The 23908-nt window shown below is 57.9% G+C and carries 25 protein-coding genes and 1 pseudogene; 11 read left to right on the top strand and 15 right to left on the bottom strand.

Translation table 11 applies throughout. The features are described from left to right. The coding region (locus BP737_RS01105) for a hypothetical protein (protein WP_342685818.1) at positions 1 to 307 on the top strand (307 nt) is incomplete at its 5' end. Between the two features lie 2 nt (positions 308 to 309). Then, complete coding sequence (locus BP737_RS01100; RefSeq protein WP_342685817.1) at positions 310 to 795, top strand: type IV pilin N-terminal domain-containing protein; 486 nt, start codon at positions 310 to 312, stop codon at positions 793 to 795. 397 nt (positions 796 to 1192) lie between these two features. On the opposite strand, the gene BP737_RS01095 is transcribed toward BP737_RS01100, so the two are convergent. The 11 genes from BP737_RS01095 to BP737_RS01045 form a co-directional block, all read right to left on the bottom strand. After that, positions 1193 to 2155 carry an aminoglycoside phosphotransferase family protein gene (locus BP737_RS01095; RefSeq protein WP_342685816.1) on the bottom strand — a complete coding sequence of 321 codons (963 nt, stop codon included), beginning with the start codon at positions 2153 to 2155 and terminating at the stop codon, positions 1193 to 1195. Between the two features lie 73 nt (positions 2156 to 2228). Next, entirely contained in the window at positions 2229 to 2774 is a 546-nt protein-coding gene (locus BP737_RS01090; RefSeq protein ID WP_292404973.1) for a hypothetical protein, read from the bottom strand. Continuing rightward, positions 2764 to 3429: a hypothetical protein gene (locus BP737_RS01085; protein ID WP_292404976.1), complete on the bottom strand. Its 666-nt coding sequence runs from the start codon at positions 3427 to 3429 to the stop codon at positions 2764 to 2766. Before BP737_RS01085 ends, BP737_RS01090 begins: the two co-directional genes overlap by 11 nt. A gap of 341 nt (positions 3430 to 3770) precedes the next feature. Continuing rightward, complete coding sequence (locus BP737_RS01080) at positions 3771 to 4259, bottom strand: type IV pilin N-terminal domain-containing protein (RefSeq protein WP_292404979.1); 489 nt, start codon at positions 4257 to 4259, stop codon at positions 3771 to 3773. A gap of 2 nt (positions 4260 to 4261) precedes the next feature. Beyond that, on the bottom strand, positions 4262 to 5266 hold the full coding sequence (locus BP737_RS01075; RefSeq protein ID WP_342685815.1) for a type IV pilin N-terminal domain-containing protein: 1005 nt from the start codon (positions 5264 to 5266) through the stop codon (positions 4262 to 4264). A 906-nt stretch (positions 5267 to 6172) separates the two neighbouring features. Then, positions 6173 to 7030 (bottom strand): class I SAM-dependent methyltransferase, encoded by an 858-nt coding sequence (locus BP737_RS01070; protein ID WP_342685814.1) that lies wholly within the window; start codon positions 7028 to 7030, stop codon positions 6173 to 6175. 97 nt (positions 7031 to 7127) lie between these two features. Then, complete coding sequence (locus BP737_RS01065; protein ID WP_292407730.1) at positions 7128 to 7952, bottom strand: class I SAM-dependent methyltransferase; 825 nt, start codon at positions 7950 to 7952, stop codon at positions 7128 to 7130. A gap of 11 nt (positions 7953 to 7963) precedes the next feature. After that, positions 7964 to 9205 (bottom strand): ABC transporter substrate-binding protein, encoded by a 1242-nt coding sequence (locus BP737_RS01060; protein WP_292407725.1) that lies wholly within the window; start codon positions 9203 to 9205, stop codon positions 7964 to 7966. Between the two features lie 110 nt (positions 9206 to 9315). Next, positions 9316 to 10119, bottom strand: a complete 804-nt coding sequence (locus BP737_RS01055) for an ABC transporter ATP-binding protein (RefSeq protein WP_292407722.1) — start codon at positions 10117 to 10119, stop codon at positions 9316 to 9318. Beyond that, positions 10116 to 11204: a FecCD family ABC transporter permease gene (locus BP737_RS01050; RefSeq protein ID WP_292407718.1), complete on the bottom strand. Its 1089-nt coding sequence runs from the start codon at positions 11202 to 11204 to the stop codon at positions 10116 to 10118. Before BP737_RS01050 ends, BP737_RS01055 begins: the two co-directional genes overlap by 4 nt. 328 nt (positions 11205 to 11532) lie before the next feature. Next, positions 11533 to 12390: a DUF364 domain-containing protein gene (locus tag BP737_RS01045; protein WP_292407715.1), complete on the bottom strand. Its 858-nt coding sequence runs from the start codon at positions 12388 to 12390 to the stop codon at positions 11533 to 11535. Between the two features lie 147 nt (positions 12391 to 12537). Between BP737_RS01045 and BP737_RS01040 the strand changes: the two genes are divergently transcribed. The 7 genes from BP737_RS01040 (at position 12538) to BP737_RS01010 (ending at position 17874) form a co-directional block, all read left to right on the top strand. Continuing rightward, the gene (locus BP737_RS01040; protein ID WP_292407711.1) at positions 12538 to 13014 is read left to right on the top strand and encodes a DUF2178 domain-containing protein; all 477 of its coding nucleotides are present in this window, start codon (positions 12538 to 12540) and stop codon (positions 13012 to 13014) included. Continuing rightward, a complete protein-coding gene (locus BP737_RS01035; protein WP_292407708.1) occupies positions 12998 to 13207 on the top strand; it encodes a helix-turn-helix transcriptional regulator in 210 nt (69 codons plus the stop codon). The genes BP737_RS01040 and BP737_RS01035 overlap by 17 nt, the downstream gene beginning before the upstream one ends. A gap of 797 nt (positions 13208 to 14004) precedes the next feature. Continuing rightward, on the top strand, positions 14005 to 15246 hold the full coding sequence (locus tag BP737_RS01030) for a COG1361 S-layer family protein (RefSeq protein ID WP_292407705.1): 1242 nt from the start codon (positions 14005 to 14007) through the stop codon (positions 15244 to 15246). Between the two features lie 19 nt (positions 15247 to 15265). Beyond that, complete coding sequence (locus tag BP737_RS01025) at positions 15266 to 15937, top strand: ABC transporter ATP-binding protein (protein WP_292407702.1); 672 nt, start codon at positions 15266 to 15268, stop codon at positions 15935 to 15937. Further along, positions 15934 to 17151: an ABC transporter permease gene (locus tag BP737_RS01020; protein WP_292407699.1), complete on the top strand. Its 1218-nt coding sequence runs from the start codon at positions 15934 to 15936 to the stop codon at positions 17149 to 17151. Before BP737_RS01025 ends, BP737_RS01020 begins: the two co-directional genes overlap by 4 nt. A 43-nt stretch (positions 17152 to 17194) precedes the next feature. Continuing rightward, positions 17195 to 17467, top strand: a complete 273-nt coding sequence (locus tag BP737_RS01015) for a hypothetical protein (RefSeq protein ID WP_292407696.1) — start codon at positions 17195 to 17197, stop codon at positions 17465 to 17467. Beyond that, the gene (locus BP737_RS01010) at positions 17464 to 17874 is read left to right on the top strand and encodes a hypothetical protein (protein ID WP_342685813.1); all 411 of its coding nucleotides are present in this window, start codon (positions 17464 to 17466) and stop codon (positions 17872 to 17874) included. Before BP737_RS01015 ends, BP737_RS01010 begins: the two co-directional genes overlap by 4 nt. A 154-nt stretch (positions 17875 to 18028) precedes the next feature. Here the strand turns inward: BP737_RS01010 and BP737_RS01005 are convergent, their stop codons facing one another. After that, positions 18029 to 18187 carry a hypothetical protein gene (locus tag BP737_RS01005; RefSeq protein WP_292407692.1) on the bottom strand — a complete coding sequence of 53 codons (159 nt, stop codon included), beginning with the start codon at positions 18185 to 18187 and terminating at the stop codon, positions 18029 to 18031. A gap of 139 nt (positions 18188 to 18326) precedes the next feature. After that, the gene (locus tag BP737_RS01000) at positions 18327 to 18968 is read right to left on the bottom strand and encodes a tetratricopeptide repeat protein (RefSeq protein WP_292407690.1); all 642 of its coding nucleotides are present in this window, start codon (positions 18966 to 18968) and stop codon (positions 18327 to 18329) included. Between the two features lie 87 nt (positions 18969 to 19055). Here BP737_RS01000 and BP737_RS00995 point away from each other — a divergent pair, with 87 nt between their 5' ends. Both BP737_RS00995 and BP737_RS00990 read left to right on the top strand, forming a co-directional pair. Continuing rightward, positions 19056 to 19562 (top strand): flavodoxin domain-containing protein, encoded by a 507-nt coding sequence (locus BP737_RS00995; protein ID WP_292407687.1) that lies wholly within the window; start codon positions 19056 to 19058, stop codon positions 19560 to 19562. A 91-nt stretch (positions 19563 to 19653) separates the two neighbouring features. Beyond that, positions 19654 to 20889: pseudogene (locus tag BP737_RS00990) on the top strand (MBL fold metallo-hydrolase); the annotation flags it as partial. A 504-nt stretch (positions 20890 to 21393) separates the two neighbouring features. Here the strand turns inward: BP737_RS00990 and BP737_RS00985 are convergent. Together BP737_RS00985 and BP737_RS00980 are read right to left on the bottom strand one after the other, a co-directional pair. Continuing rightward, positions 21394 to 22272, bottom strand: coding sequence for a phosphate ABC transporter substrate-binding protein (locus BP737_RS00985; protein WP_292407682.1), 879 nt, complete (start codon positions 22270 to 22272; stop codon positions 21394 to 21396). A gap of 83 nt (positions 22273 to 22355) precedes the next feature. Then, positions 22356 to 23675 (bottom strand): APC family permease, encoded by a 1320-nt coding sequence (locus BP737_RS00980; RefSeq protein WP_292407679.1) that lies wholly within the window; start codon positions 23673 to 23675, stop codon positions 22356 to 22358. Between the last annotated feature and the right edge of the window lie 233 nt (positions 23676 to 23908).

Genomic DNA, 23908 nt, shown 5'->3' with positions numbered 1-23908 from the left:
TGATCTGGGTTCAGACCATACTGTCCTTAAACTAAATAGTGGTATGACGATTGAGAAGGCCGATCTTGCTGCGCATTTATATGGCAAGGGACTTGCAACTAGCGAGGAGGCTGGGGCTACCCTTACGAGCTCCATCTATGTACAAACCACTGATACTAACTGGCGTATGGGACAGCCGAGCGTGTACGGCGATGGTAATGGAGGTATCACCAAATTATCTCCTGGAGACCGTGTCACCGTGACGATTGTCCATACCCCGTCGGGCCAGACCGTGTTTACGAAGACCGTTACGGTAAAGGAGGCATAATGATGAGTACAAGAGAAGAATCACGGGATGCAGCGGTATCGCCGGTCATCGGCGTCATGCTGATGCTTGTCGTAACCCTCATCATCGCAGCGGTGGTCTCCTCCTTTGCGGGAGGGCTGGGTACGACAAAAGAGGCTACGCCGACGGTCACCTTCAAAGCTGACCTGAGCAGAGCGGACGGTCTTACCATAACGTGCCTCGGCGCCTCTCCCGGCAAGAGCGTGAATTTCGACGTTTGTGTCGGCGACAGCAACTACTATAAAGTTGGAACGGGCAGCACGTCTACCTTTAGTCCCGGGATAAGTATCAACATTCCTGCAGACGAACTTAAAAAGGGATTTACCGATGCGTATGGAGAGTTCGATAGTTATGAGATGACCGGATTTTACGTGCTGAACCCGAATGCTAACGGGCAGACCTTTACCATCCAGTTGATTGACGAGAATTCCGGTGTCATCGGGAAGGCATACGCCGTTCTCACGGCATAACTGCCCGATCATCGACCCAAACCATTTTTTTTCGGGGGGCTCACGCCCCCACCTCTCAAGCAGCGACCACAGCATACATTCGCTGTCTTACTGCTCCATTGAGATCGCCAGCGAAACGCCAGGTCGGGAGAGACATGCAGAACATCCTCGGAGAACTATCTGCATGCAGCAGGGGATCATTCGTAGCTGCCGGTGTTTTATTGTGTAAATACAGGAGTTTCAGGTCTGAAATCGAGAAGATTGTTGAGAGATATCACACATGGCCCTCACGCGAAGATGGAAGCGGCGCACGACCGTAGCATTCTGGTCGGCACACCTACACCGGCACCCCGGACTTCCGGCGGTTGCACGGAAAGAAGCAGGAGCAAAAAGACCGAACCCCGCCAGCCTCCCTCCCTCACCCCTCGTAATCTTGGTACCAGCAAGGAACATCCGTCGCAAAGCCCTCGTGGTCGGCATAGATCCTCCGTATTCTCGCCTCGGATCTCCCGATTTCGTCCAGCGAACCACTTTTACAGGCATAATCGTGCGCCCAGAGGAGATCGGGAATGATCGTCAGGGCACAATACACCGCATACCTCTTCCAGAACAGGGAGGGGACCGATCCTTCGTGGTACCCGTCGATCTGGCCCACGGAGAACGGAATGCTGATGGCGCGGCTGAAGTAGGCTGTCTTTAGAAAGTCATGGACAGGATCGCCCCAGTCGTATCGATTGAAATCGATGATCCCGGTCAGCCGCCCGCCGCGAACGATCAGGTTCGCCGGATGGTAATCGCCGTGAAGGAACGTCCTGCCGGCGCCGTGAATGCAGGAGATGTTCTCCCGGATATACCTGGCGAGGCACGTCCGGTCGATCCCCGGAAGACGGAGGCCCTGTGCGTCGAACGCGGCAGCCTTGCGGGCATATTTCACACTGACTGCTTCTGACCTGTCCGGCAGATCCACCGGTGCCAGCATCGCGTGCAGTCTCTTCAGCTCCCTCCCTGCCTGCACACCGAGCCGGTACTGGTCCTGCTCTGTCAGCCCGTCCAGTGCAGCCTCCCCATCGGTTCCCTCCATGAAATCCAGCAGCATGAAACAGAGGCTCTCATCGTCGGAAGTGCCGAACGCATATGCGTTGGGGATGAGGGGGGAGTAGTTCCGGAGCCGCCGGATGACCTCGAACTCCGCCTGCTTATGCGACAGGGCCCCGGGGTCGGGGAGCGAGACGATCCTGAGCAGGTACCGTTTCTTGTCACCGCAGGAGAGGAGATATTTCCGTTCAAATGAGAACCCCTTCGGGATGCTCCGGACGGCGGTATACCCTGTAAGTGCCCGGACCTGCGCCTCTACCTTCCTAAACGCTTCCCGCCCATCCATCATCTGTATCCGATCCAGAACGTTTCATATTTTCCTGAAAAGGCTCCGCACCATGATACGTTTAAAAAAAGGGTTATTGTTTCCTTCTAAGAAGGACCGCCCCGCCCAACCCTGCAAGCAGTCCGGCCACCGGAGCCGAAGCCTGCTGTACCGGCTCTTCGCCCGCGTAGACCGTCATACCGTCCTCCCCAGAGACGGAGCCGGCATACTCGAACGCACCGTAGCCTTCGCCGAAGAGGAGCGGCGCACCTTCAGGCTGCGCCAGATACGCTTCTCCGGAGAGCCCAAGTGTCCGGCCGGCCGGGATCTCGAACGTCCCGCCGGGGAGCAGCGTTGCATTCTGCGTGAGGATCGCGTCTTCGCGGAGGATGTAATGCCCTCCAACGGATGCGAACACCACCGCGTTTCCGCCGGAGATCGTCGTGACGTTTTCGTTGTACGCAAAGTTATCCGCTCTGCCGCTCTCGTCCTCGTGGATGAAAACGACGGCGTCACCGGAGATCTTCACGGTCCCGAACTTGGAGTCGATGCCGTAGTTTCTGGCCGCGCCCCCGCTCGAGTTTACGACAACCTGCCCGCCTGATATAATAACGCCGTCGTCCGCGTTTTCAGTCTCCACTTCGCCTCCGTCGAGACCGAAAGTGTTGTTGCCGCCGCGCTGGGAGGTGTTTACGAGACCGCCGGAGATATTGATGAAGCGTAGGGCGTAGATCCCTTTGTTCTTGTGGCTTGCGGTCTCGACGGTCGTGAATACCGATCCGCCGGAGATCGGAAGGCGTGCATGTCGTAAAGCAGCCCAGCAGCGTCTCGACGGTCGTGAATACCGATCCGCCGGAGATCGTGACGTTGCCCGACTCCGCACAGATTCCGAAGGCATTGCTTCTGCCGCTGCTGTTCTCGCCGTGGACGGTTATATCGATGCGTCCGCTCTCGATTGTGATGGAAGGGGCCTTGATCCCGTAGAGGAACTCTTCATCGCTGTCCACGATGATGGTGAGCGTTCTGCCCGCCGGACTTCTGATCGTTACCGGAGCCGTAGATTCGATGCCGACATTGCTGTTGCTGGAGATAGTGACGTCATCCTCGATCTCGATGATGAGTTCGTCCTCTCCATCGTAGCGGATGCCGCCTTTGAACTGTTCGATGGAGGCGGCGTTGAGAACATACTCCATTGCGGACACGGTGGATGTGACGAGGAAGCTGTACAGGAAGGCGATCATCATCATCCTGCGAAACATCGGTGCGAAATAAGAGCGTCGTTTCTCTGTTGACATGGTACTATGGTATGGATTTTCGATTTGATTAATTTTTATAATTTCCATTAACAAAACGGAGTTGTAAATGAATTTTGCTTGATGTGTGCGGGTGGTGAGGGGGTCCGCAAATGAAGGTCGGCATGGGAGGTTGCCAGAAAATTCAACCTGTTCCGGTTATCAGGGTATTTCCGGCTGATCTGAGGGTGATCCTCTGTTGCACGGCTCTGCAGTTCTCTCCCGACAAGGGCGCTTCCCTGGCAGTCTCAGGGGAACGCTAGGACAGCGAACGTATGCCGTGGTCGCTGCTTGAGAGGCGGGGGCGTGCATCCCAAAAAAAGGTTGGGTTGGTAGTTGAGTAGTTATGCCGTGAGAACGGCGTATGCCTTCCCGATGGTGGTGCCGGAATCCCCATCAATCAACTGGATAGCGTAGGTCTTTCCGATAAAGCTCGGATTCGGCACATACATCCCGGTTCCTTCATACCCGTCAAATTCCCCAAACGCATCGGTAAATCCCTGCGTAAGTTTCTTTGCAGGATAGATAAGACTTGTTCCAGGGGTAAATGTAGACGTGCTGCCCATTCCAACTCTGTAGTAGTTGCTGTCGCCGACACAGACGTCGAAATTCACGTTCTTGCCGGGAGTGGCGCCGAGACACGTTATGGTAAGACCGTCCGCCACACTCAGGTCTGCATTGAAGGTGACCGTCGGTGTGGTATCTTTTGTCGTACCCAGCCCTCCCGCAAAGGAGGAGACTACCGCTGCGATGATGATGGTTACGACGAGCATCAGCATGATGCCGATGACCGGCGATACCGCTGCATCCCGTGATTCTTCTCTCGCATTCATCGTTATGCCTCCTTCACCGTAACGGTTTTCGTAAACATGCTCTGGCCCGACGGGGTATGGACAATCGTCACGGTGACGCGGTCACCGGGAGATACGGTGATACCTCCATTACCATCGCCGTCGCTGTTGTACACGATCGTCTGTCCGAACTTCCATTTAGTATCAGTGGCTTCTACCCAGAATTGCTGCGCTGCTTCATATACGCCATTCTTCTCGGTTGCAAACCCTTTTCCTGCTAGGAACTCACCAAGACTCTTATCTGTAATCTTCTGCCCCGATTTGATTGAAAGGACAGCAGTATTGTTTTTATCTCCCCCACCTGCAGTCACGGTCTCGCCAAATACTTCCTTCCACTGGTCATCGGTTAGATCGAGAAACTCGCTTTTTGTGTATGAAAGTTTACTGAAACCGGCAGGAAGCGGTACCCCAAGAACATCTACAAATGCATGAGTAGAGGCGCTCATTCTTGAGCCGGTTTTCAGGGTATAATTTCCAAACCACTGTATCGAATTGCTTGCATTTGCTGCATAATTTCCTGATATTTTGGAGTTATTACTAGCGATCGTAACGTTTTCGTTGTCGTGGAAACCTGTTCCGTTGATTGTACCGTCCTCGCCCTTTACAGGCCGTTCTACGATGTTAAATCCGAACGGTACTGTTGATGTTCCCGGCACCAGTTTTCGCATCTGCCCAGTTTTCGAAAGAACAATCGCGATGTCTTTGGAGGAGACCTCCTCGGAGATCGACCGTACTGTGAGGTCGATACTATCATCCGTCAGGCTGACATCAAAGCTCGCCGACGGGACGGGTTCCTGCGAGGTCACCAGACCGCCCGCAAACCCGCTCACCACCGCGGCGATAATGATAGTTACCACCAGCATCAGCATGACGCCGATGACCGGTGAAACCGCATCATCCCTTCGTTTCATGGTTGTTCTGTTTTGCATCAAATCACCTCTGTATTCCCCGGGGTAAGAGAAGCCCTGGAGATATGCATGGGTGTGCATCCAACGTATATAAATCAATATTATTTTGTTTACTTATTGATCAAGTTAAATAAATTATATTGACATTGGAGTGCAACCGGAATGTCCCCACATCCATCGTGAGGTATTGTCCGCCAGGCGTATGGTTAAAGTCCGAGATAGTGTCGTATATCCTCGAACCCGACAAAATCCCGGGCCTCCGCTCCGGTACCTGCGGCCGGGATCTCCCCGAGGGTCCGGAACCGGATGCCTGCACCGCGGGAAAACGCCCCGGATCGTTTTTTCTCTTCGAACCGACAGGACCCCGCCGCAGTAGAGGAAAGATCGGCCTGAACCGAACCGCGCCTTATCCGGAGGGAGGCAGCCGGGAGAGGGGGGCACCCGCCGCACCTAGCGATGCAGCGGTCGGATCGGGGCTCTCGAATCTACCCGATCCCGCCCCGCATGTAAATCACAATAAATATACAAACAGTTAAAGTTAAATGCTTTAACTTAAACTACTAGTATGATGTCACCTCTCAGTGGTGCATCACAGATAATGAGATCCAAAAAACCTCTTCGCCAAGGTAACATCTCCGGGCACCTGCAATTCCTGGATCAAACGGAGCCACCCCGGGGCGATGTGCCATACCCCGGGAAGGGGCGAGCGGGGGTGCCGTCCTCGCCCCGCCCCTTGCTGTTTCTCCCAGGATGCACGCCCGGCCCCGGTGCCTCCCGCGTGAAACCGGAGGACCTCGCCTCGTACCGCCCCTTCTTCCGCCTTCCCATGATGAGGCACCGGAAGGTAAGACAGGTCTCCTCGTTTCGGGACCGGGGGTGATGAACGGTGCACCCGGGACGACGCCGCGTCCGACGGGGACGCTCCGTCACCCCTCCCGGAAAAGAGAGGAACGAGCACCGGGCCCCGTTCACGGAAGAACAGATCACCTACTTCTCCCACCAGATATGGGCCGTTCGCGAACGGCCCGGGACAACATACTCGGAACCGTCCGGAACCGCCCGCTCAAGGAGAAACGCATCGACAATCTCTCGCTGCCAGTCCTCCTTTACGGAGAGATGATTGTAATAGTCCTCTCTCAGTTCTTCGAGTCCGGCATAGCGCTGGGTTCTGTCCCGCGTCTCAACATGCACGTTCGCGTAAATACCCAGCTGACAGAGAGCATTCCATAAAATATCGGCGTCCGCTTCGCCGCAGTACGGCTCCCCGTGCAGTAGCGGCCAGAGTTCGGCGTTTCCTCCCGAAGCAAACGGAGGAGAAAGGAACCAGTACAGGTGCACCGCATGCTCCGCCGCCGCATCCATCTTCAAGAGACTGTCGCGGATGTCGCCCATGACAAGGGACCGGGAGGCAACAACAACGTCGTGCACTCCCGCATCCGCCGGATCGACATCCTCCCAGCAACTGCGGATTTCACGGATCGGAGGAGCATTCACCAGCCGGCGGTAGTTGTCCATCGCCGCACCCATAGGAGCCGACGGCTCTACAACCGTAACCCTGCAGCCCATAAGTGCAAGAGGGACCGCAAGGGTCCCGGGACCCGCGCCGATATCCAGAACCGACGAACCCGGCGGGATCCGCATCTCGGCAATCTGATTCTCAATACGGGACCGGTCTCCCGAGATGACCTTACGGACAAACCGGTCGACCACATCCTGATCCGACCAGAACTTCCCGCGGCCTTCGCCCATTCTCTCTTTTTGTGCAAGAGAACGGGCATGCTGTTCGTCCCACAGGCGGACGTAGTCGATTGCGGCACCTGGCGTGCCGGGATTTTCGCAACACATACTACCTAAGAGAAAGTTCCAAAAATTAATCAAACTTGCTTATTATTCCAGAAAAATCACTCAAAATATGTTTACTAAAACAGAGGTCGGGGAATAGTTACTTCTCCCACCGGATATGGGCCGTCTTCGAAACTCCCGGAATACAGAACCCTGTCTCTGTCCGCACGACTCTCTCGTGCACGAATGCGGCAACGATCTCCCGCTGGCGGTCGTCGCGGGCATAAAGACGCCGGCAGTAGTCGGCAACAATCTCCTCCTCCGTCGGGTAGCGCTGCCCTTTGTCCACATGCTCGACCGTTACATCCGGGTAAATCCCGAGTTGACACAGGCAGTTCCAGAGGAGATCCGCCGTCGGTCCGGCAGTAAACTCGCTTCCGTGAAGCTTCGGCCAGAGACAGAAGTTCGCTCTGGTCCATGCAGGCGGCGTCAGAAACCAGAACAGATGCACCGACCGCTTCGCCGCCGAGTCTATCTTCAGAAGGGAAGGGCCGATATCGTCCAGCGCAAGGGAGAACGAAGCGACGACGACATCGTGCACCCCCACCTCCAGAGGGTCCGCATCCTCCCACCGGGAAGGGATCTCGCGGATCTCCGGGGCGCCGGTCATCTCCCGGTAATCCTTCATCGCGGCCCGCATCCCGGCGGACGGCTCCACGACCGTAACCCTGCAGCCCGCAAGAGCAAGGGGGACGGCAAGCGTCCCGGGACCGGCCCCGATGTCGAGCACCGTAGACCCTGCCGGGATCTGCATCGCCGCAATCTGGCCCTCGATGCGCGACCGGTCCCCGTTCATCAGCCGGTCCACAAACCGGCCGATGTTCTCCGGGTCTTCCCAGAAATTTCTGCCGTCGTTCCAGAGTTGTTTCTGGCGGTTCGCCGCCTCCTGCTGCTCATTCCAGAGCGAGATGTAGTCAACCGCCATGCCGCTATCCCTCACCGGTTGCGTCCCCTCCCGGCAACAGCCGCCGCTGCGGCGAGACCGGCAAGAACGCCGAACAGCGGGGCCGGAGCCTCTGTCGTCGCGGTTGCCTGCGTTGCCGCGGAGGTCTGTGCCGCTGCGGCTGCCCCGGTCGGCGCGGATGCCGGCGCGGGCTTTGCATAAACCATCAGGTCGTTCAGCTCCGCATCCGTCAGATCGTATCTGAAGAACAGCGAGTAGAACTCCTTGACGCGATCATCGATGTTGTAGTCGAAGACATCCGGATACATCAGGTTGCCGAGCCAGATCATCGACAGCAGCCGCTGAATCGACGGCGGCCCCCCCATCCAGCTGTACGGACCGTAAGGCGCCTCATAGACGTTTCCGTTCCTGACCGCGGAGAGAGACTGCCACATCGGGTCGGACATGATCTTGTTGTAGTAGGCGTGCCCGTCGACGTACCCCACGATGATGTAGTCGGGATTCATCTGAAGGATGTCCTCCATCGTGTAGCCGTCGCCCGTCCCGGAGCTCGTCGTCGCAGGTTTGGCGAGGTTGTTGCCGACATAATCGATAACCTCGGCATGATACGACCCTTCTCCTATCATGGACACGGAATTGCCGTCGATGGCGGTTACATAGATCAGGGACTTCTTATCATCGCCGATCTCCTTCATACCGGAATCAAACTCGGCAAGAAGCGCGGAGACATAGTCGGAAAGCTCCTGACCGCGTTCCGGGCGGGAGAGAAGTTCGCCGAGTTTCACATACGAAGCGGGAATATCTTCGAGTTTGTTCTGGGTGACAAATGCAAATACAACCCCGGTTTTTGCCTGCATATCATCGAGATCCGCCTTCATGGTCTGCTTGGCCTCCCCGATATCCAGAACCACATCGATGTTGAGCTGCTTGTTCAGCTCCATGATCGACTCCGGATTCATGGTCGAAGCCTTGGAGCCGTAGAACTGACCGGTGACAGGAAGCGTCAGAAGCCGGGGATCGATGTACTTTGCCTGGGCGCCGGTGAACTCACTGGAGACGCTCACGAAGAGGTCCTGATCGAGCGAGTAGAGCACGATCTGGGCCAGAGGGCCGGACGGCGAAACCGCGTCTATCGTAACCGGCAGGGTGATCTCCCGGCCGACATCGTCGACAAAGGTCCGGGTATCCTCTTCTTCGGCAGCGGCGCTGCAGAATGCGACGGCGGTGCCGGAGAGGAGAACGAGGACCATGAGTATTTTCGCAACTGTCTTCACACACGCACCTCCCGAAACGGGAATGATATATACTATGATCAGGGTGCGACAGTATTAAAGACGATATGTTATAATGTCGTATAAGTAAATGATAATATATTAACAAAGGACTACCCGTATTTCTCGGTAGCGCCGATGATGGGAATGCAGAGCCGGTGGTGGCGTGAACCGCACTGGCATTCCTCAATATGTACGTCCATGCCGTAGACATCCCGGATCAGTTTTGCATCCAGAACATCCTCCGGCGTTCCGTCGGCGATCACCTTCCCGCCGTAGATCATCAACGTCCGGTTCGCGTACAAAAATGCATGGTCCGGGTTGTGGGTCGAGAGAATAATGATGTAGCCTTCCTGGGCGAGGCCCGATATCCGGCACATCACCCGGAACTGGTTGCCGTAGTCGAGGTTTGCCGTCGGCTCGTCCATGATCAGAATCCTTGCCTTCTGCACAAGCGCCCGGGCGATCAGAGCAAGCTGCCGCTCCCCGCCGCTGATCTCCCCGTATCCCGCATTCCGGAGATGGGTAATACCGAGATTATCCATCGCCGCATAGGCTTCGTCGATCTGTTTCTGACCGGGCACCGAAAGCAGATTCAGCTGATTGGTAGTCCCCATCAGGATCACATCAAGCACCGTGTAATTGAATACCGGATACGTTGACTGAGGAATATAGGCGATATGCTTTGCAATCTCTTTATGGTCGAGAGTCCTGATGTCCTTACCGTTCAGCCGAATGCTCCCCTTATAGTTTCGCAAGAATCCGAGAATACACCGGAACATCGTGCTCTTCCCGACACCGTTCGGTCCGAGCACGGCAAGGAGGTCCCCCTTCTTCACCGAGAACGAGACATCATCCAGCACCAGGCGGGTACGTCTGCTGTAGGCAAAACTCAGGTGAGAAATTTCCAGGCTCATAATCGTCTCCCTCCCATCATCAAGAGATAGGCAAAGATCGGCGCTCCGACAAACGCGGTGAGAATGCCGAGCGGCACCTCGGTGGTCGCAATCGTCCGGGCGAAATCATCCACCAGCAGCAGAAACCCGCCGCCCATAATGATTGCCGCAGGAATGACCCTCCGGTAGTCGTAGCCGAGGAGCATCCGGCAGAAGTGCGGAATCACGAGGCCGACCCAGCCGATGATGCCGGAGATGGAAACGGCGACTGCTGTAACGAACGTTGCGCAGATGATCACGATCAGCCGGAGCAGGTCGGTGTTGATTCCCATGCTCTTTGCCTCGTCTTCGCCGAGGGTGAGGACGTTCATCCTCCAGCGGAGCAGGAACAGGGGGACGAGGCCGAGAAGAATTACCACGCCCGCAAAATATACGTCCTCCATGGTCGCGCCGGCAAGGCTGCCCATCAGCCAGTAGGTGATGGCCGGTAGTTGATCATTGGTGTCGGCGATGAGTTTGATGTAGGAGGTAGATGCGGTGAAGAGACTGCCGACAAGGATACCGGCAAGGACCATGCTGAGGGTGGTGTTTCCCCTCGTCAGGCGGCTGACCGCATACGCAGCGCCGACCGCGACAAGACCGCCGGCGAATGCGAAGATCGTAATCGCCCCGGTCCCGAGATAAAAGTAGATGGCAAGAGCTGCGCCGAAACTGGCACCGGCGGATGCCCCGAGAATATCGGGAGAGACAAGAGGGTTCTGGAACATTCCCTGGTATGCGGCGCCGGCCGTCGACAGGGCGGCCCCGACGAGAAGTGCCGCAAGAATTCTCGGCAGGCGGATATTGAAGACAACGCTGTACATCGCATCGTCCCAGGCCTCCGTCGCGGGAACGATCGGCGAGAGGAGAATTTGAACAATATCGCAGAGAATCGGGATATTCAGCGATATGACGAATTGAAAGACCGACGAGAGGAGAATAAGAATAACGTCGGAGATGCCGATCGAGAATCTGCCGACGACAAAAGAGAGGATGACGCAGAGAGCGACGGCAATTACCAGAAGAACGAACCGAAGCAGGTAGTTGGGGAGGTCCCGATCCGACACGGACGGGGCTGATACCGCATCAGCCGTGTGCAACTGATCCGCCGATGTAGCGCCGTCTGGTCCTGTAAGAGGCGATCTCGTCGGTACTGCATCAACCATGGATAGGTACTGGTTCTTTTTCAAAGTTAATTAATTATCTTAAATAATACCCACAATGTTAATTAACTAACGCTAACAAAAGACGTGGCCGGATAAAAGTTCGGCCGCCGCTTTTCACCTTTCCGGAACGGGACTTCGGGACTTCGGCACAGAACTGCGAGCCATTTTTTCACTGCCCCTCGACGGAAGGCGGCGGATCGAGTCGCGATCGGATGGCCGGACCCCCCTGCTAACGGATCACGGGACAACGGCGGACGATCGTCTTCTCCGCGGACTTACCGAAGAAATGATACCCGGAACCGCCCTCTGCGATCATATCGAGCAGGTCGTCGGGGCTGGTGACGCTATCCCCTCCGAGTATCGTCACGCCGCGCCGGAAGAATGCATCCGGGAGCATGCTGGCGGTCGGCCCGACGACGACGATGGAAGCACCGGGCCGGGCGAGGGAAAGCAGGGGCTCGAGCGTGTTGTTGAGGAGGGTGGTGCCGGTGATGACGAGCATGTCGGCCCTGCGGGTCTCCGCATCCGCTTTATCCTGAGGGACGGCATAGGGCAGTTCGTCGGGCTTCAATGTGCGCAGGTCGAGTTCGAGGATCCCAAAAGGCTTTCCTCGCGCTTTGAGCCGCCGGATGATCGGCACGAGCGCCCCCACCACCACGACATACCCGTCTTCAGGCAGCGGCACGGTATCGAGCACGTCCCGCCCGCTCTCCCGGATATACTCCCTTTCGGGCCGGCGCTTCCAGCAGGATTCGGAAAGTGCGTTCAAGATTGCAATACCGACCGCTTTTTTGAGCGGCGGCGCACGGGGGAGGTCGCGGAGAAACTCCCCGGCGCTTCGCCCCGTGAACCGGCCCGGATACGGCATGGCACGGGCTGAGCTGGGGCAGCAGACCGCTTCCGGGATCTCTTTTATCGGGGTAAAGCAGAGGCCACCGGAGCCGTCGCTGAGTTTCACGCCGGTAAAGAAGATCCCGATCACGACCCTCTCCACGGTGATGGAGTCAAAATCGCTCCCAAGGATTGTCTGGATCTCTTCAAGGGTCTCTTCGAGAATCGAACCGGGACGTACAGACGAGGTAATCATGGAGTTTCCTGGTTATAGGATAAGGGAGTGCGCCCATTTAACCTGTAGGATGAAGAGGGGGGAGCGAGAAGTCCATGGTCGAGAGATCGGGGATGGAAAGTTAAACCTTAATAACGAAATGCACAAGATCATAGACAACGGCTGTCTATGAAACAAAACTCGTTCTACCTTCTGACCGGCATCGTTGCGCTCGCCGAGGTTGCCATCTTCTGGCTCTCGGTGGAGAGTGAGCAGCCGCTCCTGATCCAGGTTGCGTTCGTCCTCGGCGTCCTCCTGATCTACGGAGCGCGGAGGACGGTCGAAGAGAGGATCGAGGACGAACGGACGGCGCTGATCACAGAGAAAGCAGCGCTCCGGACCCTGGAAATCTTCTGGGTGATCTTCTTTGCGGTCAACCTCGGAAGCGCGGTCGTTGCGTTTTCGAGGCCGCTCGGACTGCGTCCTCCCCACCCGCCGGGCTCTCCCGGCACGGCCCCTCCCGACATGTTCGAGTTCCCGGTCATCGGCAATTTTGCTACCCTCCAGATGGCGCTGCTCTGCCTGATGATCTTCCTGTATGTCGGATTCAGGGAATACTACGCGCGCAAGTACGGAGACTGGGATACCGATGAAGAACAGGATTAAGGTCTACCGGGCGATGCACGACCTCACCCAGGAAGGGCTCGCAAACGAACTCGGCGTCACCCGACAGACCATCCTCGCCATCGAGAAAGGGAAGTACGATCCGTCGCTCGAGCTCGCCTTCAAGATCGCCCGGTTCTTCGGCGTCGCCATCGAGGATATCTTCATCTACAGCGATGCGGCAGGGAGAACCTGATCCGTCGAAACGATCCCTCCAGATTCCCGGCGTCTGCTCATGTCTCACCGGGAAGTGTCGAAGTCACCCCAAAAGTATCTAGCGCTGAAGATTCATATCGTTCAGAGTATTTTGACACATCCTCGGGAGGAATTGAGCAATTTTTGGTGTCAAATTGCTGACACGGCTTCCCTCCGGGTATCGCCACGCGGGGAACGACTGCCGGTACGGCAGGAGTTTGAGAAGACCGGAGGTCTTCGAGTGAGGGATCGGGAGGTGCGCCCGGCGGAACGGCGGGTGCATGAGCACCGCTAGGTGCGATTGGGTTTCCCCCTCCCGGCTGAGGTGTTTTGGGACGACCTCGTCGAGACAGACTCCGACCCATGGAAAAACCCGGGAGACAGTAACGTTTTAATAACAAAATGTACACTATACCGAACGTGACGGTATAACTCCGCCGCCCCGCACGGGATCACCGCTGTGCCGCATCCTGGGGTACAGCGCATTTCACGCTCCGCCACCTCCCGTGCGGGATCACCTCCAACAGTTCTTGCATCCCAAGAGAGATGAAACCCGAACGTTTTTGCGAGAATGTCGAGTTTACGATCCATTATGTCTCGATTTTCTCCAATTAGTAACCAATAAATAACAATATGTAAAATGTACATTACATTGTCGAAAGCCCCGCAGATACCCGGGCACGACAACGAAGCAGTTAACCAAGAGAGTGAAAACATGAAAACCACCGGAACAATGCCGGAACAGCATCTATGCCGTGAGATTCATGCAGATACCACAACGCGCCGGAGACAGAGATAATGAGGCGAAACCTATGCATTCTCCTCCTCCTTCTGTCGGCGCTCGTGGGCGCCGCTGCGGCGGCCGAGACAACGTCGGCGGAAGCACAGATCGCAGTCACCGGGGTCACCGTCAGTCCCGACACGCTCATGCGCGGGGATACGGGCACGGTGACGGTTGAAGTCAAAAACACAGGAGAGACAGGCGTTGCCGTCAACAGGGCTGAACTGCTACCCTATGGGATCTCGGTCGTCAACGACAAGACCTACGATGCAGTGGGCGTCATCGGTCCCGGGAACACCATGTCGTTCACGTTCACCGTGAGAGCCGATACTGCGGACGGCATCTACTACCCGGTCTTCTATCTGGACCTCCAGAACAGCGGGAGCGTCCGCTACTCTATTCCGGTGACGGTCGAGAGCACAGATCTCCGGGTCTCCGTCATCGACGCTCCGGAGACCTATCCGGCAAACAGCAAAGACACCGTGGTCCTGTCCGTCGGAAACCCCCGCGAAGGCAGCGTGAACGGCGTAACCGTCACTGCGACCGGCGAAGGCGTCAGGACCCCCAAGACAGCCGTCTTCCTCGGGGCTCTGGCGCCGGATGAGGAAAAGAACGCTTCGTTCGAGATTACAGCGTCGCAGTCTACCGAACTCACCTTCGACGTCTCCTACCGGAACGGGATCAACGAGCATCACGCCACCCTGACCATACCCGTAGAAATAGGCCAGAGAACGGTCGAACCGGATATCGTGGTCAACAACATTGAGGTCGTCCAAAGCGGCGGCACGGTCACGTTAACCGGAGACGTGACCAACGCCGGACTGAAAGACGCATATTCAGTCAAGGTCACCGTCGAGGACCCGGCGATCCCGACCGATCCCTACCCGGTCTATGTGGTCGGCGGCCTGGAGCCGGACGATTTCTCAAGTTTCGAAGTCACGTGCAATGCACAGGACGCATCCTCCATCCCGCTCGTCGTTCAGTACCGGGATGAAGACGGCAACATCTTCACCGAGACCGTGACCGTCTCCTCCGCAGAACGGGCATCGCAGACGGGCGCGGGCGGTGAGATCCCGGCCGGACCCGGCGGCGGCCCGGGCAACGGAAGAGGAGGGATGGGCATGTTCGGATCGTTCGGCGGCGGATTTGCGCAGATCCCGGTCGTCGAGATCCTCCTCGCGCTCATCGGGTGCGTGGCTGTCGCCGTCGCATGGCGGAAGGGTTACCTCGGAAAGATCCTTACGCGGGTCCGGAAGTAACATCCGGGGATGAAGATCCATGAGCAGTCCGGTTATCGAACTCGATAACGTCACGAAGATCTACCCTCTCCCGGCAGGCGACGTCACGGCACTGAAGGGGATATCCCTCACCATCGACGAGGGGGAGTTCGTGGCCATCATGGGGCCGTCGGGGTCGGGCAAATCGACCCTTCTCAACCAGATCGGGTGCCTGGACCGTCCAACGTCGGGCAACCTCCTCCTCTCCGGAAAGAACACACGGGAGATGGACGACCGGGAATTGACCAGCCTCCGGCTCTCTTCCATCGGCTACATCTTCCAGAAGTTCAACCTCATTCCCCTTCTCTCCGCCTACGAGAACGTCGAGTACCCCTACATCATGAAACACCGCAAAAACGACGATACCGGACGGGTGAGAGATCTCCTCTCCCTCGTAGGGATCGACGAATCCCTCTCGACCCATAAGCCCAGCGAACTGTCGGGGGGCCAGCAGCAGCGGATCGCCATCGCAAGAGCGCTCGTCAACGACCCGGCGATCCTCCTCTGCGACGAACCGACCGGAAACCTGGACTCGCAGACGAGCCTCCAGATCATGGAGATCCTTGCAGACCTCCATAACCGGGGCCGGACGCTCGTCATGGTGACCCATAACCCGGAGACCGCCACATACGCGGACCGGACGATCACGATACGGGACGGGAGAGTGGCATGATCAGAAAGGATATCATCTTTGCGCTCTCGGCAAGAAGCGTCCGGCTTCATTTCCTCCGATCGGTCCTCGCCGCCCTCGGCATCGTGATCGGTGTCGTCGCCATCGCCTCGATCGGGATGATGGGGGTAAACATGACGCTCTCGGTCACGGAAGAACTCTCCGATATGGCAAACAAACTCACCGTTACCGCATACCGCGGAGGCGGAGGTGGAGGCGGTATGATGGGAGGACCCGGCGGTGGAAATTCCGACGACGAAGACGCGATCACCGAGGACGAGTTCCGGGATATCCAGCGCATCGTCGCGAAGTACGGTACCGCGTACACCATCAGATCCGAGTCCGACGAGATCGAGGTCGGGTCGGATACCGGGCGGGCGACGATCTACGGCCTCGACCCGGAGGTCATGCGTGAGATTCTCACCGTCGAGACGGGAGAGTACCCCAAGAGCACGACCTCGGTGGTGGTCGGGCCGACGCTCGCCGAACGGCTCGACCTCAAGGTAGGGAGCAAGATCGACATCGGCGACCCCGACGAAGGGGCCACAACAACCGTCCGGGTCGTCGGTATCCTCGAGGAGCGTGGAATGTCCATGGACCTCAACACGGACATGGCAATCATCGGCAGCGATAAACTCTTCGTCGGGATGTACGGCGGCGAGGGCGAGTACGATCAGATCAATGTCGTCGTGAACGATCTGACCAATATCGACACGGTCAAGACGGCGATCGAAGACGAGCTCAACAGGAAAGAGGATACCGTCACCGTCCAGGACAGCAGCCGCATGATGGAGAGCATCACCTCGACGGTCTCCACGATGACGACATTCGTGATGGCGATTGCGGGGATCTCGCTCCTCGTTGCCGCGGTCTCGATCTTCAACGTGATGATGATGTCGGTGAACGAACGGGTGCGTGAGATCGGAATTCTCCGCTCCATCGGGACGCAGCGAGCCGAAATCCTGCGGATGTTCGTTTACGAGGCGGGAATCCTCGGGCTCGTCGGGGCGGTCATCGGTGCCGTTGCAAGCATCATCATCGGCTACATCGTCGTGCTCGGCATGGTCGGCACCGCCGACTACTTCTTCGCACCGGGGAGTATCGTCTACGTCCCGATGGCCATGGCCATCGGCGCCGCGATATGCATCGCGACAGGCGTCTACCCTGCGTGGCGGGCATCGAATCTCGACCCGATCGAGGCGTTACGGGCCGAATAGCGTAAGGACCAGAGAAAAAATCATTGTAAATGGAGATCAGAGTATGACTACGAAAGAACCGACAAACATTTTCGAAATCATCACTCGCACCGTTCACGCCCTTGCAGCCGCGTGCGGGTTTAAGAACGCGAGCGAAGAACAGCAGCCTGCAGGGCTGCCACCGGAAGGGACGGAAACACCGCAGACGAATGATGCGTGTCGACCGGACGGGACATTCCCTGCAGAGCAGGAACCTCAGCCGGACCGGGCATCGGCTGTGACCCCCCCGGCCATCCGGGAAGAGGGCGCAGGGAGCGGTGAGGGGGAGGGACGATGAAACTACCGATGGCAGGTATATTTGCAATCGCCGCTCTCGTCGCTCTTGTAACCGTATGCGGGTGTACGAGTACGGACGACGGAGCGCAACCTCCAGGAGTCCAACCGGAAGGCACGGGAGCACCGCAGATGAACACCTCGTTCCAGCCGAACGGAACGTTTCCAGAACAGCGCGGACAGCCTCAGATGAACCTGACATCCGCTGCTGCCGCACTCGGAGTCACCGAAGAGGAACTCCGGACAGCACTTGGTGAACCGGGCGAGGGACAGACCACCTTTGCTGTTGCGGCAGCAAAACTCGGGGTCTCCGAGGAGGCGCTCATCGAAGCGTTAGGAATTCCAGAGGGGGGAGCAGATGGCAAAATGCCCGACGGCAGGGAAGGCGATGCCTCTTCGGAGCCACGATAGAGGAGGATGTCCGGGAACACGCGGCGATTCGATGAAGAAAAACACCGGTCTTTGGAAGAGGACAAAAAAGGAATTAAAGATCCGTGATCCCGGCCGGAGACGCGATCGATCCCCCTCCGGGCTCTCCGACCCGCACATGTTACGTCCGGCATCGTTAGATCGACGACATCCCGTGCATTTCGCCGTCGAAGTCCCGATAAAGTCTGCCAGAGATACGTTCGCGGTCTTCATCGGTCGCATCCGCGACCCCCTGCAGGTGATCCAGGCCGAAACAGACCTTATGGAAGAGAGAGTAATCGCCGGGAAGATCCATGAACAGATACTCCGGATTAACGAGGTCCTCAAACGTCTCGAACACGACCGGGAAGAATCCCGGCGGCAATCGAGACGGACGGCGGAGGCCGGGAACCGTACCCGATCACGCCCGCGCCGGCGGGATAGACTCCGGAAATTCACGGACGGGGAGCAACCGGCCTCTTCCCCCTCCGGGCGAGTTCCCGAAGCACCGCCCGGGCCAGATCGACGTTATCAAAGTCCTGTTCGGTCACCACGTCCCGGACGCAGGCCGGGACCTCGACGAGCCGCTCCGCCTCCCGGATCTCGGATGCAAGCGCCGTGAGGTTCCCCCTCTCGCGCATACGCTCTCGGTGCCAGGCTGCAGACCTGCGATCCGGGTCGATCTCAAGGACCGCCTCGTAGCAGGCTGCCGCTTCATCGTACCTGCACATGGCTTCAAGCACCCAGCCCCGACTTTGCCAGGCGAGGACATGGTGCGGGTCCAGCCTGAGCGCTTCGTCGTAGCAGGCGACGGCGCCGCTGTGATCGCCGAGTTGAGCGAGAACGTATCCTTTCCTCTGCCAGGCGCCCGCATTCTCCGGGTCGATCTCAAGCGCCCGGTCAAAACAGGCTGCCGCCGAAGCGTAGTTGCAGGACTTAATGAGAGCGAAGCCTTTCCGCCTCCAGAGAACCGGGTCGTCGGGGGAAAGTTCAAGGGCTTTATCGTAGCAGACGACCGCCTTGTTGTAGTTCCCGGAGTTGCAGAAAGCCTGCCCTCTGTGATACCATGTTCCGGCACCCTCTTCTCTCGTCGTCATCGGACCTTAAATGGGGATCAATCCATAAGAACCTAACCCGTACCTCCCGCAACGAATAAGACCGGTTGAACGAGAGATAACTGTATCATGGCGGATAGATTTCTTGTTGCCTATGCCACCCGCTACGGCTCGACCGCAGAGGTAGCGGAGGCGATCGGCGACGAACTCCGGAAGGCCGGCGAAGCGGTTGATGTCAGGCCGGTCGACGAAGTCCGTGACCTCTCCCCGTACCGGGCGGTCATCATCGGGAGTCCGATATACATGGGAAAATGGCTCCCGGAGCCGCAGGTCTTCATTGAACAGCACCAGAAGCGCCTGCGCACCATACCGGTCGCTTACTTTGCGGTGGGGCTGACGATTGCAGACGGGGACCCCGACACCCTCCGGAAGGCTGAAGCATCAATGGACCAGGTCAGGATGCTCTTAAACCCGGTGGACATCGGGCTCTTTCCGGGGAGACTGGAGGACGGGAGCCTCTCCTTCCCGGACCGCACCATCATCAAACTTTCCCGGGCAAAGACGGGAGACTTCCGGGACCGGGACGCCGTTCGTGCCTGGGCGCGGGAGGTGCGCTCGAAGGTCACCGGGCCGTGACCCGACCAAAAAAGCGCATATAGGGCGACAGCTCACGTGTACGAAATCAAATTAGGTGAATCGGGTGAACAAATACTCCTTCATCGCCAGAATGCCGGACAAACCGGGAGCGCTGCACCGCGCAGCCGAGATTGTCAAATCTTACGCGGGCAACATCGTCCGCATCCAGTACGACCGCAGGATCGACCCCGCCACGGTCTTCTTCGAGGTGACCGCCACACCGGAGACCTACTGCCGGATGAAGGAAGATCTCCACGCGATCGGCTACCTCCAGGAAACGCTCCCTATGCTCGGGTTCCTCAAGTTCTCCGTATACCTCCCCCACGAGCCCGGGTCGCTCTTCGACCTCCTCACCTACATCACCGGGGCGGGGGCGAACATCGCCTATATCGACTTTGACGACCGGCGGTGCGACCTGGGAGGGTTCGTAGAACCGGAGCAGGAGCACCGAAGATGCGACTCAGGGCGTGTCACCATCAGTTTAAACGTCGAAGAGACCGTGATCGTGGAGAACCTGCTCGACCGATTGAAGTCACGGTACCGCCTCGAGATCCTCGAGTACGACACGACCGGCGAGAGACTCGACGACACCGTCTTCTACGTCAGGTTCACCCAGGCAGTGCGGGGGCTGATCGGTACGGCCGAGGACGGGTTCCTGCTCTCCTTCCTGCAGGATGTCAACCACATCGTCCAGGAACTCAACAGCCGCGGGCAGGACCCGCGAGAGGTCTTTGAGAGCATCCTGCTTACGGGAAGAACGCTTAAAAACACTACCGGAGACCAGTTTTACGCGGACGTTCAGCGTATCCCGGTCAGCGACAACGTCGAGGTCTTCTGCTTTCAGATGCCGGGCGGCGGGAACATCTTCCTGCTCCGGGCCCCGGACGAGACCGTCATGGTAGACACCGGATACGGGATCTACCACGAGGACGCCGTGCGGATGTTCCGGCATTACGGCCTGGGGGACATCAAGAAGATCAAACGGGTCTACATCACTCATGCCGACGCAGACCACTGCGGGGCGGGGGGGCTCTTTGACGCAACGGCGTATACGCACACCGGGTCCCTGGAGATCATCCGCCGGGCGAACCGGGCCTACGGCTCGCGCAACGAGACCTCGATCCTCGAAGAGGTCTACACGACCGTCATCAACCTCTTCTCGCACTTCGCTCCGCCGGAGAACCCCGAACTCTTCCCGGAGGAGCCGATCGGCATGCGGTCGATCTTTCCCATCCTTGCCCGATTCACGGTCCATGACCTTGAGTTCGAGGTCCTTGAGTCACTGGGCGGACATATGCACGGTCAGATCTATCTCTTCTGCCCCGATCACGGGATCATCTTCACCGCCGATACATTGATCAACTTTGGGAGTCTCGATGAGGACCGGAAACGCTACAATTCGCTCGCTGATTTTCTGGTGACGTCGGTTAACGTCGACAGCGAGTGTGCACGCCGGGAACGCAAGGCGTTGCTTGAGTTGATTCAAAAGCAAAATGAAATATTCGCCCCGTATGGGCGCCGGTGCCTGGTCGCCTGCGGCCACGGTGCCGTCTCCGTCCTGAACGATGGAAGACTGGAAGCGGTCGGGCCGATCGAGCGTTATCGGGCCGGTGAGTAGAGAGGGAGTTAGGCGGCCACCAGCCCGAAGGGTATGTCCCACGGCGGTGACGAAAACCCCTCCCTCATCGGAGGCAACTCTTGAGTTTGCAGTTACTTCACCGCCGCCCGAATTTATTGATCTCAGTAGCCGGGGCCGTATCCCGCCCATTGAAATGACCCGGGAATATTGATCCTAAAGCGTCGCCTGAGAAAAGAGGGTTTTAAGAGAGGCTCAGTCGATCCGGACAAAGCCCTCTTCTTCGACGATCGCCTGACCGTCAGGGCTGAGGATGAAGTCGATATACCCCTTTGCAAGATCGGTTGCCTCGCCCTTCGTGAACATGAAGACTTCGCGCGATATCGGGTATGTCCCGGCCTTCACGGTCTCGATCGTGGGTGCAACTGCGGCCCCCTCTGTCCCGACGGAAATGCCTTTCACGGTGTTATCGAGGTAACCGAGCCCGACGTAGCCGATGGCACCCGGGGTCTGGGCGATGGTCTGCGTCACGGCACCGTTCGAGTTCTTCTCGAGCTGACCGCTGACGAAGTCTTCCTTCTGCATCACGAACTCCTGGAAGTATTCCCGGGTTCCAGAAGCGCTGTCACGGCCGACGACGACGATCTGCTGGTTCGATCCGCCGACCTGGTTCCAGTTCGTGTAGGTGCCGTTGTAGATGCCCCGGATCTGATCGAGGGTCAGGTTGTTAACGGCGTTCCCCGGATTGACGATGACTGCAATACCATCGATGGCAACGGTGTGCTTGACAAGGTCCGGGTATTTCTCCTTCTCAGCATCTTTCAGGTCCCGGGAAGCCATGCCGATGCCTGCGGTGCCTTCACCGACAGCCTGGATGCCGACACTGGACCCACCGCCGCTGACCTGGATATCAGCACCGGAGTGGTCGGCCATGAATGTCTCGGCGGCCCGTTGAGCAATCGGGAGAACGGTCGTCGAGCCGGTGACCGAGAGAGTTCCGGAAATCTCGTCCCCTCCCGGCGTTTCGTTTTCGGTACCTGCCGTACAGCCGGCAATAAGCGTTACAGAGACAGCAAGGAGCGCAAGAACCACCAGGAGCGCACCGCTGCGCCGTACAGACGGTTGGCCTGTCATGTATACCCGGTAGGAGACGAGGAGTATAGAGATTCTCGAAAGGAACTCTATCGGAGTATAGCACTTCTATATAATATATTGGGCTATCGTGCCGCCGCGCCACGGAACCGCCGCTCCCCTGCCAGTGCAATCCCGATACCGAGAACGATCAGGGTCCCGCCGACCAGCAGTACTAGGCGATCCAGCTGGGTGAGGAGGAAGAGACATGCGATGATCCCGACAACCGGGATGATCGGCAAGAACCCGATGGCTCCCGGTATCCGGAACGGCCGCTCAACATCCGGCGCACGGTAGCGGAGCAGGATCACGGATGCGTTGATGACGACGAACGTCACAAAGAGCGTGAAGTTGGCGACGTTCGCGACAAAGTCAATCTCGCCGGCAAAGAGGAAGACCATGGTGGCGAGGGCAACGGCAATGATGGCCGTCCACGGGGTCCGGGTCAGGGAATGCACCCGGGCGAAGACCGCAGGAAGCGAGAACTCGGAGGCCATGCCGTAGATGATCCGGGACGATGCCATCATCATCAGGAGAGCGGTATTCGCGGTGGCAAAGAGAGCGATAACGGAGATAACGGTGAACGCGACGGGACCGAGAGAGATGGATGCAACGTCGGCGAATGGTGCCCGGGAGGCGGCGAGTTGCTCCCAGCCGACGACCGAGACGGCGGCGAGCGAGACCAGGATATAAAGGAGAACGGAGATGCCAAGCGCGATGATCAGGGCAATGGGGATAGTCCGCTCCGGATTTTTGGTCTCCTCCGAGAGTTTTACCATCTCCTCAAATCCCATATAGGCAAAGAAGACAAGTGCCGACGCCCGCAGGAGACCGGGGATCCCCTGAGGCATCTCAAGATAGTTCACCTCTCCGAGGTGCGGGAGGCCGATCAGGATGACCATGACGATACCCCCAACCTCAATGAGCGTCAGGATGATGGCGACCCGGGCGGTCTCCTTGATGCCGGAGAAGAGTATCCCGGCAAGGATGAGGATGATCAGGATCGCGGAGAGGAGGAGAGGCAAGCCGACGAGGTCCGAGAAGTAGCCGGCAAACCCGAGCGATACGGTTGCGGCACCCAGGATGCCGGAGAGGATGATCAGCCACCCGACGACAAACGCAAGCTTTCTCCCGAAGGCATGCGAGACATACTCGAATTCAGCACTTGCGCGGGGATACATCGATGAAAGCTCGGCATAACTCAGGGCACTGAAAGCAGCGATGGCAGCGGCGATAGCGAACGTCAGCCAGACGGCGTTGCCGGCCATGCCGGCCGCCTCCCCGAGCAGGGCATAGATCCCGGCTCCAAGGATGATCCCTACGCCCGAGAGAGTGACTGCCGGCAACCCGAGCTCGCGTCGGAGGTGCGTACCGGGACTCAAGGCGTCCGATGCCTCTTCCACCATGTGATAATCGTATGCGCCTGTCCCATTTATGGCTTATCAAGCAACGTTCATCGGGCCTTTACTGAACGAATTTGCAGGACCTCGTGACTCCGCCACGGAAGGAGCGGGTCAAGATGATACCGAAGTCATCCTAAAAGTTTCCAGCGGCTGACGATTCCTATAGTTCAGAGCATTCTGTCGCCTCCCCGCGAAAAATTGAATGATCTCTGGCGTCAAACCTCTGATACGGCTCC

It is taken from the genome of Methanoculleus sp. UBA291, assembly GCF_002499755.1.
Classification (GTDB): Archaea; Halobacteriota; Methanomicrobia; order Methanomicrobiales; family Methanoculleaceae; genus Methanoculleus; species Methanoculleus palmolei.
Note: the sequence above shows the minus strand (reverse complement) of the source record. Positions and strands in the feature narration are given on the sequence as shown.

Excerpts from the sequence above, each read along its gene's own strand:
- BP737_RS01100 (WP_342685817.1), top strand. The coding sequence starts at position 310 with ATGAGTACAAGAGAAGAATCACGGGATGCAGCGGTATCGCCGGTCATC.
- BP737_RS01095 (WP_342685816.1), bottom strand. The coding sequence starts at position 2,155 with ATGGATGGGCGGGAAGCGTTTAGGAAGGTAGAGGCGCAGGTCCGGGCA.
- BP737_RS01085 (WP_292404976.1), bottom strand. The coding sequence starts at position 3,429 with ATGTCAACAGAGAAACGACGCTCTTATTTCGCACCGATGTTTCGCAGG.
- BP737_RS01080 (WP_292404979.1), bottom strand. The coding sequence starts at position 4,259 with ATGAATGCGAGAGAAGAATCACGGGATGCAGCGGTATCGCCGGTCATC.
- BP737_RS01075 (WP_342685815.1), bottom strand. The coding sequence starts at position 5,266 with ATGCACACCCATGCATATCTCCAGGGCTTCTCTTACCCCGGGGAATAC.
- BP737_RS01070 (WP_342685814.1), bottom strand. The coding sequence starts at position 7,030 with ATGTGTTGCGAAAATCCCGGCACGCCAGGTGCCGCAATCGACTACGTC.
- BP737_RS01065 (WP_292407730.1), bottom strand. The coding sequence starts at position 7,952 with ATGGCGGTTGACTACATCTCGCTCTGGAATGAGCAGCAGGAGGCGGCG.
- BP737_RS01055 (WP_292407722.1), bottom strand. The coding sequence starts at position 10,119 with ATGAGCCTGGAAATTTCTCACCTGAGTTTTGCCTACAGCAGACGTACC.
- BP737_RS01045 (WP_292407715.1), bottom strand. The coding sequence starts at position 12,390 with ATGATTACCTCGTCTGTACGTCCCGGTTCGATTCTCGAAGAGACCCTT.
- BP737_RS01040 (WP_292407711.1), top strand. The coding sequence starts at position 12,538 with ATGAAACAAAACTCGTTCTACCTTCTGACCGGCATCGTTGCGCTCGCC.
- BP737_RS01035 (WP_292407708.1), top strand. The coding sequence starts at position 12,998 with ATGAAGAACAGGATTAAGGTCTACCGGGCGATGCACGACCTCACCCAG.
- BP737_RS01030 (WP_292407705.1), top strand. The coding sequence starts at position 14,005 with ATGAGGCGAAACCTATGCATTCTCCTCCTCCTTCTGTCGGCGCTCGTG.
- BP737_RS01025 (WP_292407702.1), top strand. The coding sequence starts at position 15,266 with ATGAGCAGTCCGGTTATCGAACTCGATAACGTCACGAAGATCTACCCT.
- BP737_RS01020 (WP_292407699.1), top strand. The coding sequence starts at position 15,934 with ATGATCAGAAAGGATATCATCTTTGCGCTCTCGGCAAGAAGCGTCCGG.
- BP737_RS01015 (WP_292407696.1), top strand. The coding sequence starts at position 17,195 with ATGACTACGAAAGAACCGACAAACATTTTCGAAATCATCACTCGCACC.
- BP737_RS01010 (WP_342685813.1), top strand. The coding sequence starts at position 17,464 with ATGAAACTACCGATGGCAGGTATATTTGCAATCGCCGCTCTCGTCGCT.
- BP737_RS01005 (WP_292407692.1), bottom strand. The coding sequence starts at position 18,187 with ATGGATCTTCCCGGCGATTACTCTCTCTTCCATAAGGTCTGTTTCGGC.
- BP737_RS01000 (WP_292407690.1), bottom strand. The coding sequence starts at position 18,968 with ATGACGACGAGAGAAGAGGGTGCCGGAACATGGTATCACAGAGGGCAG.
- BP737_RS00995 (WP_292407687.1), top strand. The coding sequence starts at position 19,056 with ATGGCGGATAGATTTCTTGTTGCCTATGCCACCCGCTACGGCTCGACC.
- BP737_RS00985 (WP_292407682.1), bottom strand. The coding sequence starts at position 22,272 with ATGACAGGCCAACCGTCTGTACGGCGCAGCGGTGCGCTCCTGGTGGTT.
- BP737_RS00980 (WP_292407679.1), bottom strand. The coding sequence starts at position 23,675 with ATGGTGGAAGAGGCATCGGACGCCTTGAGTCCCGGTACGCACCTCCGA.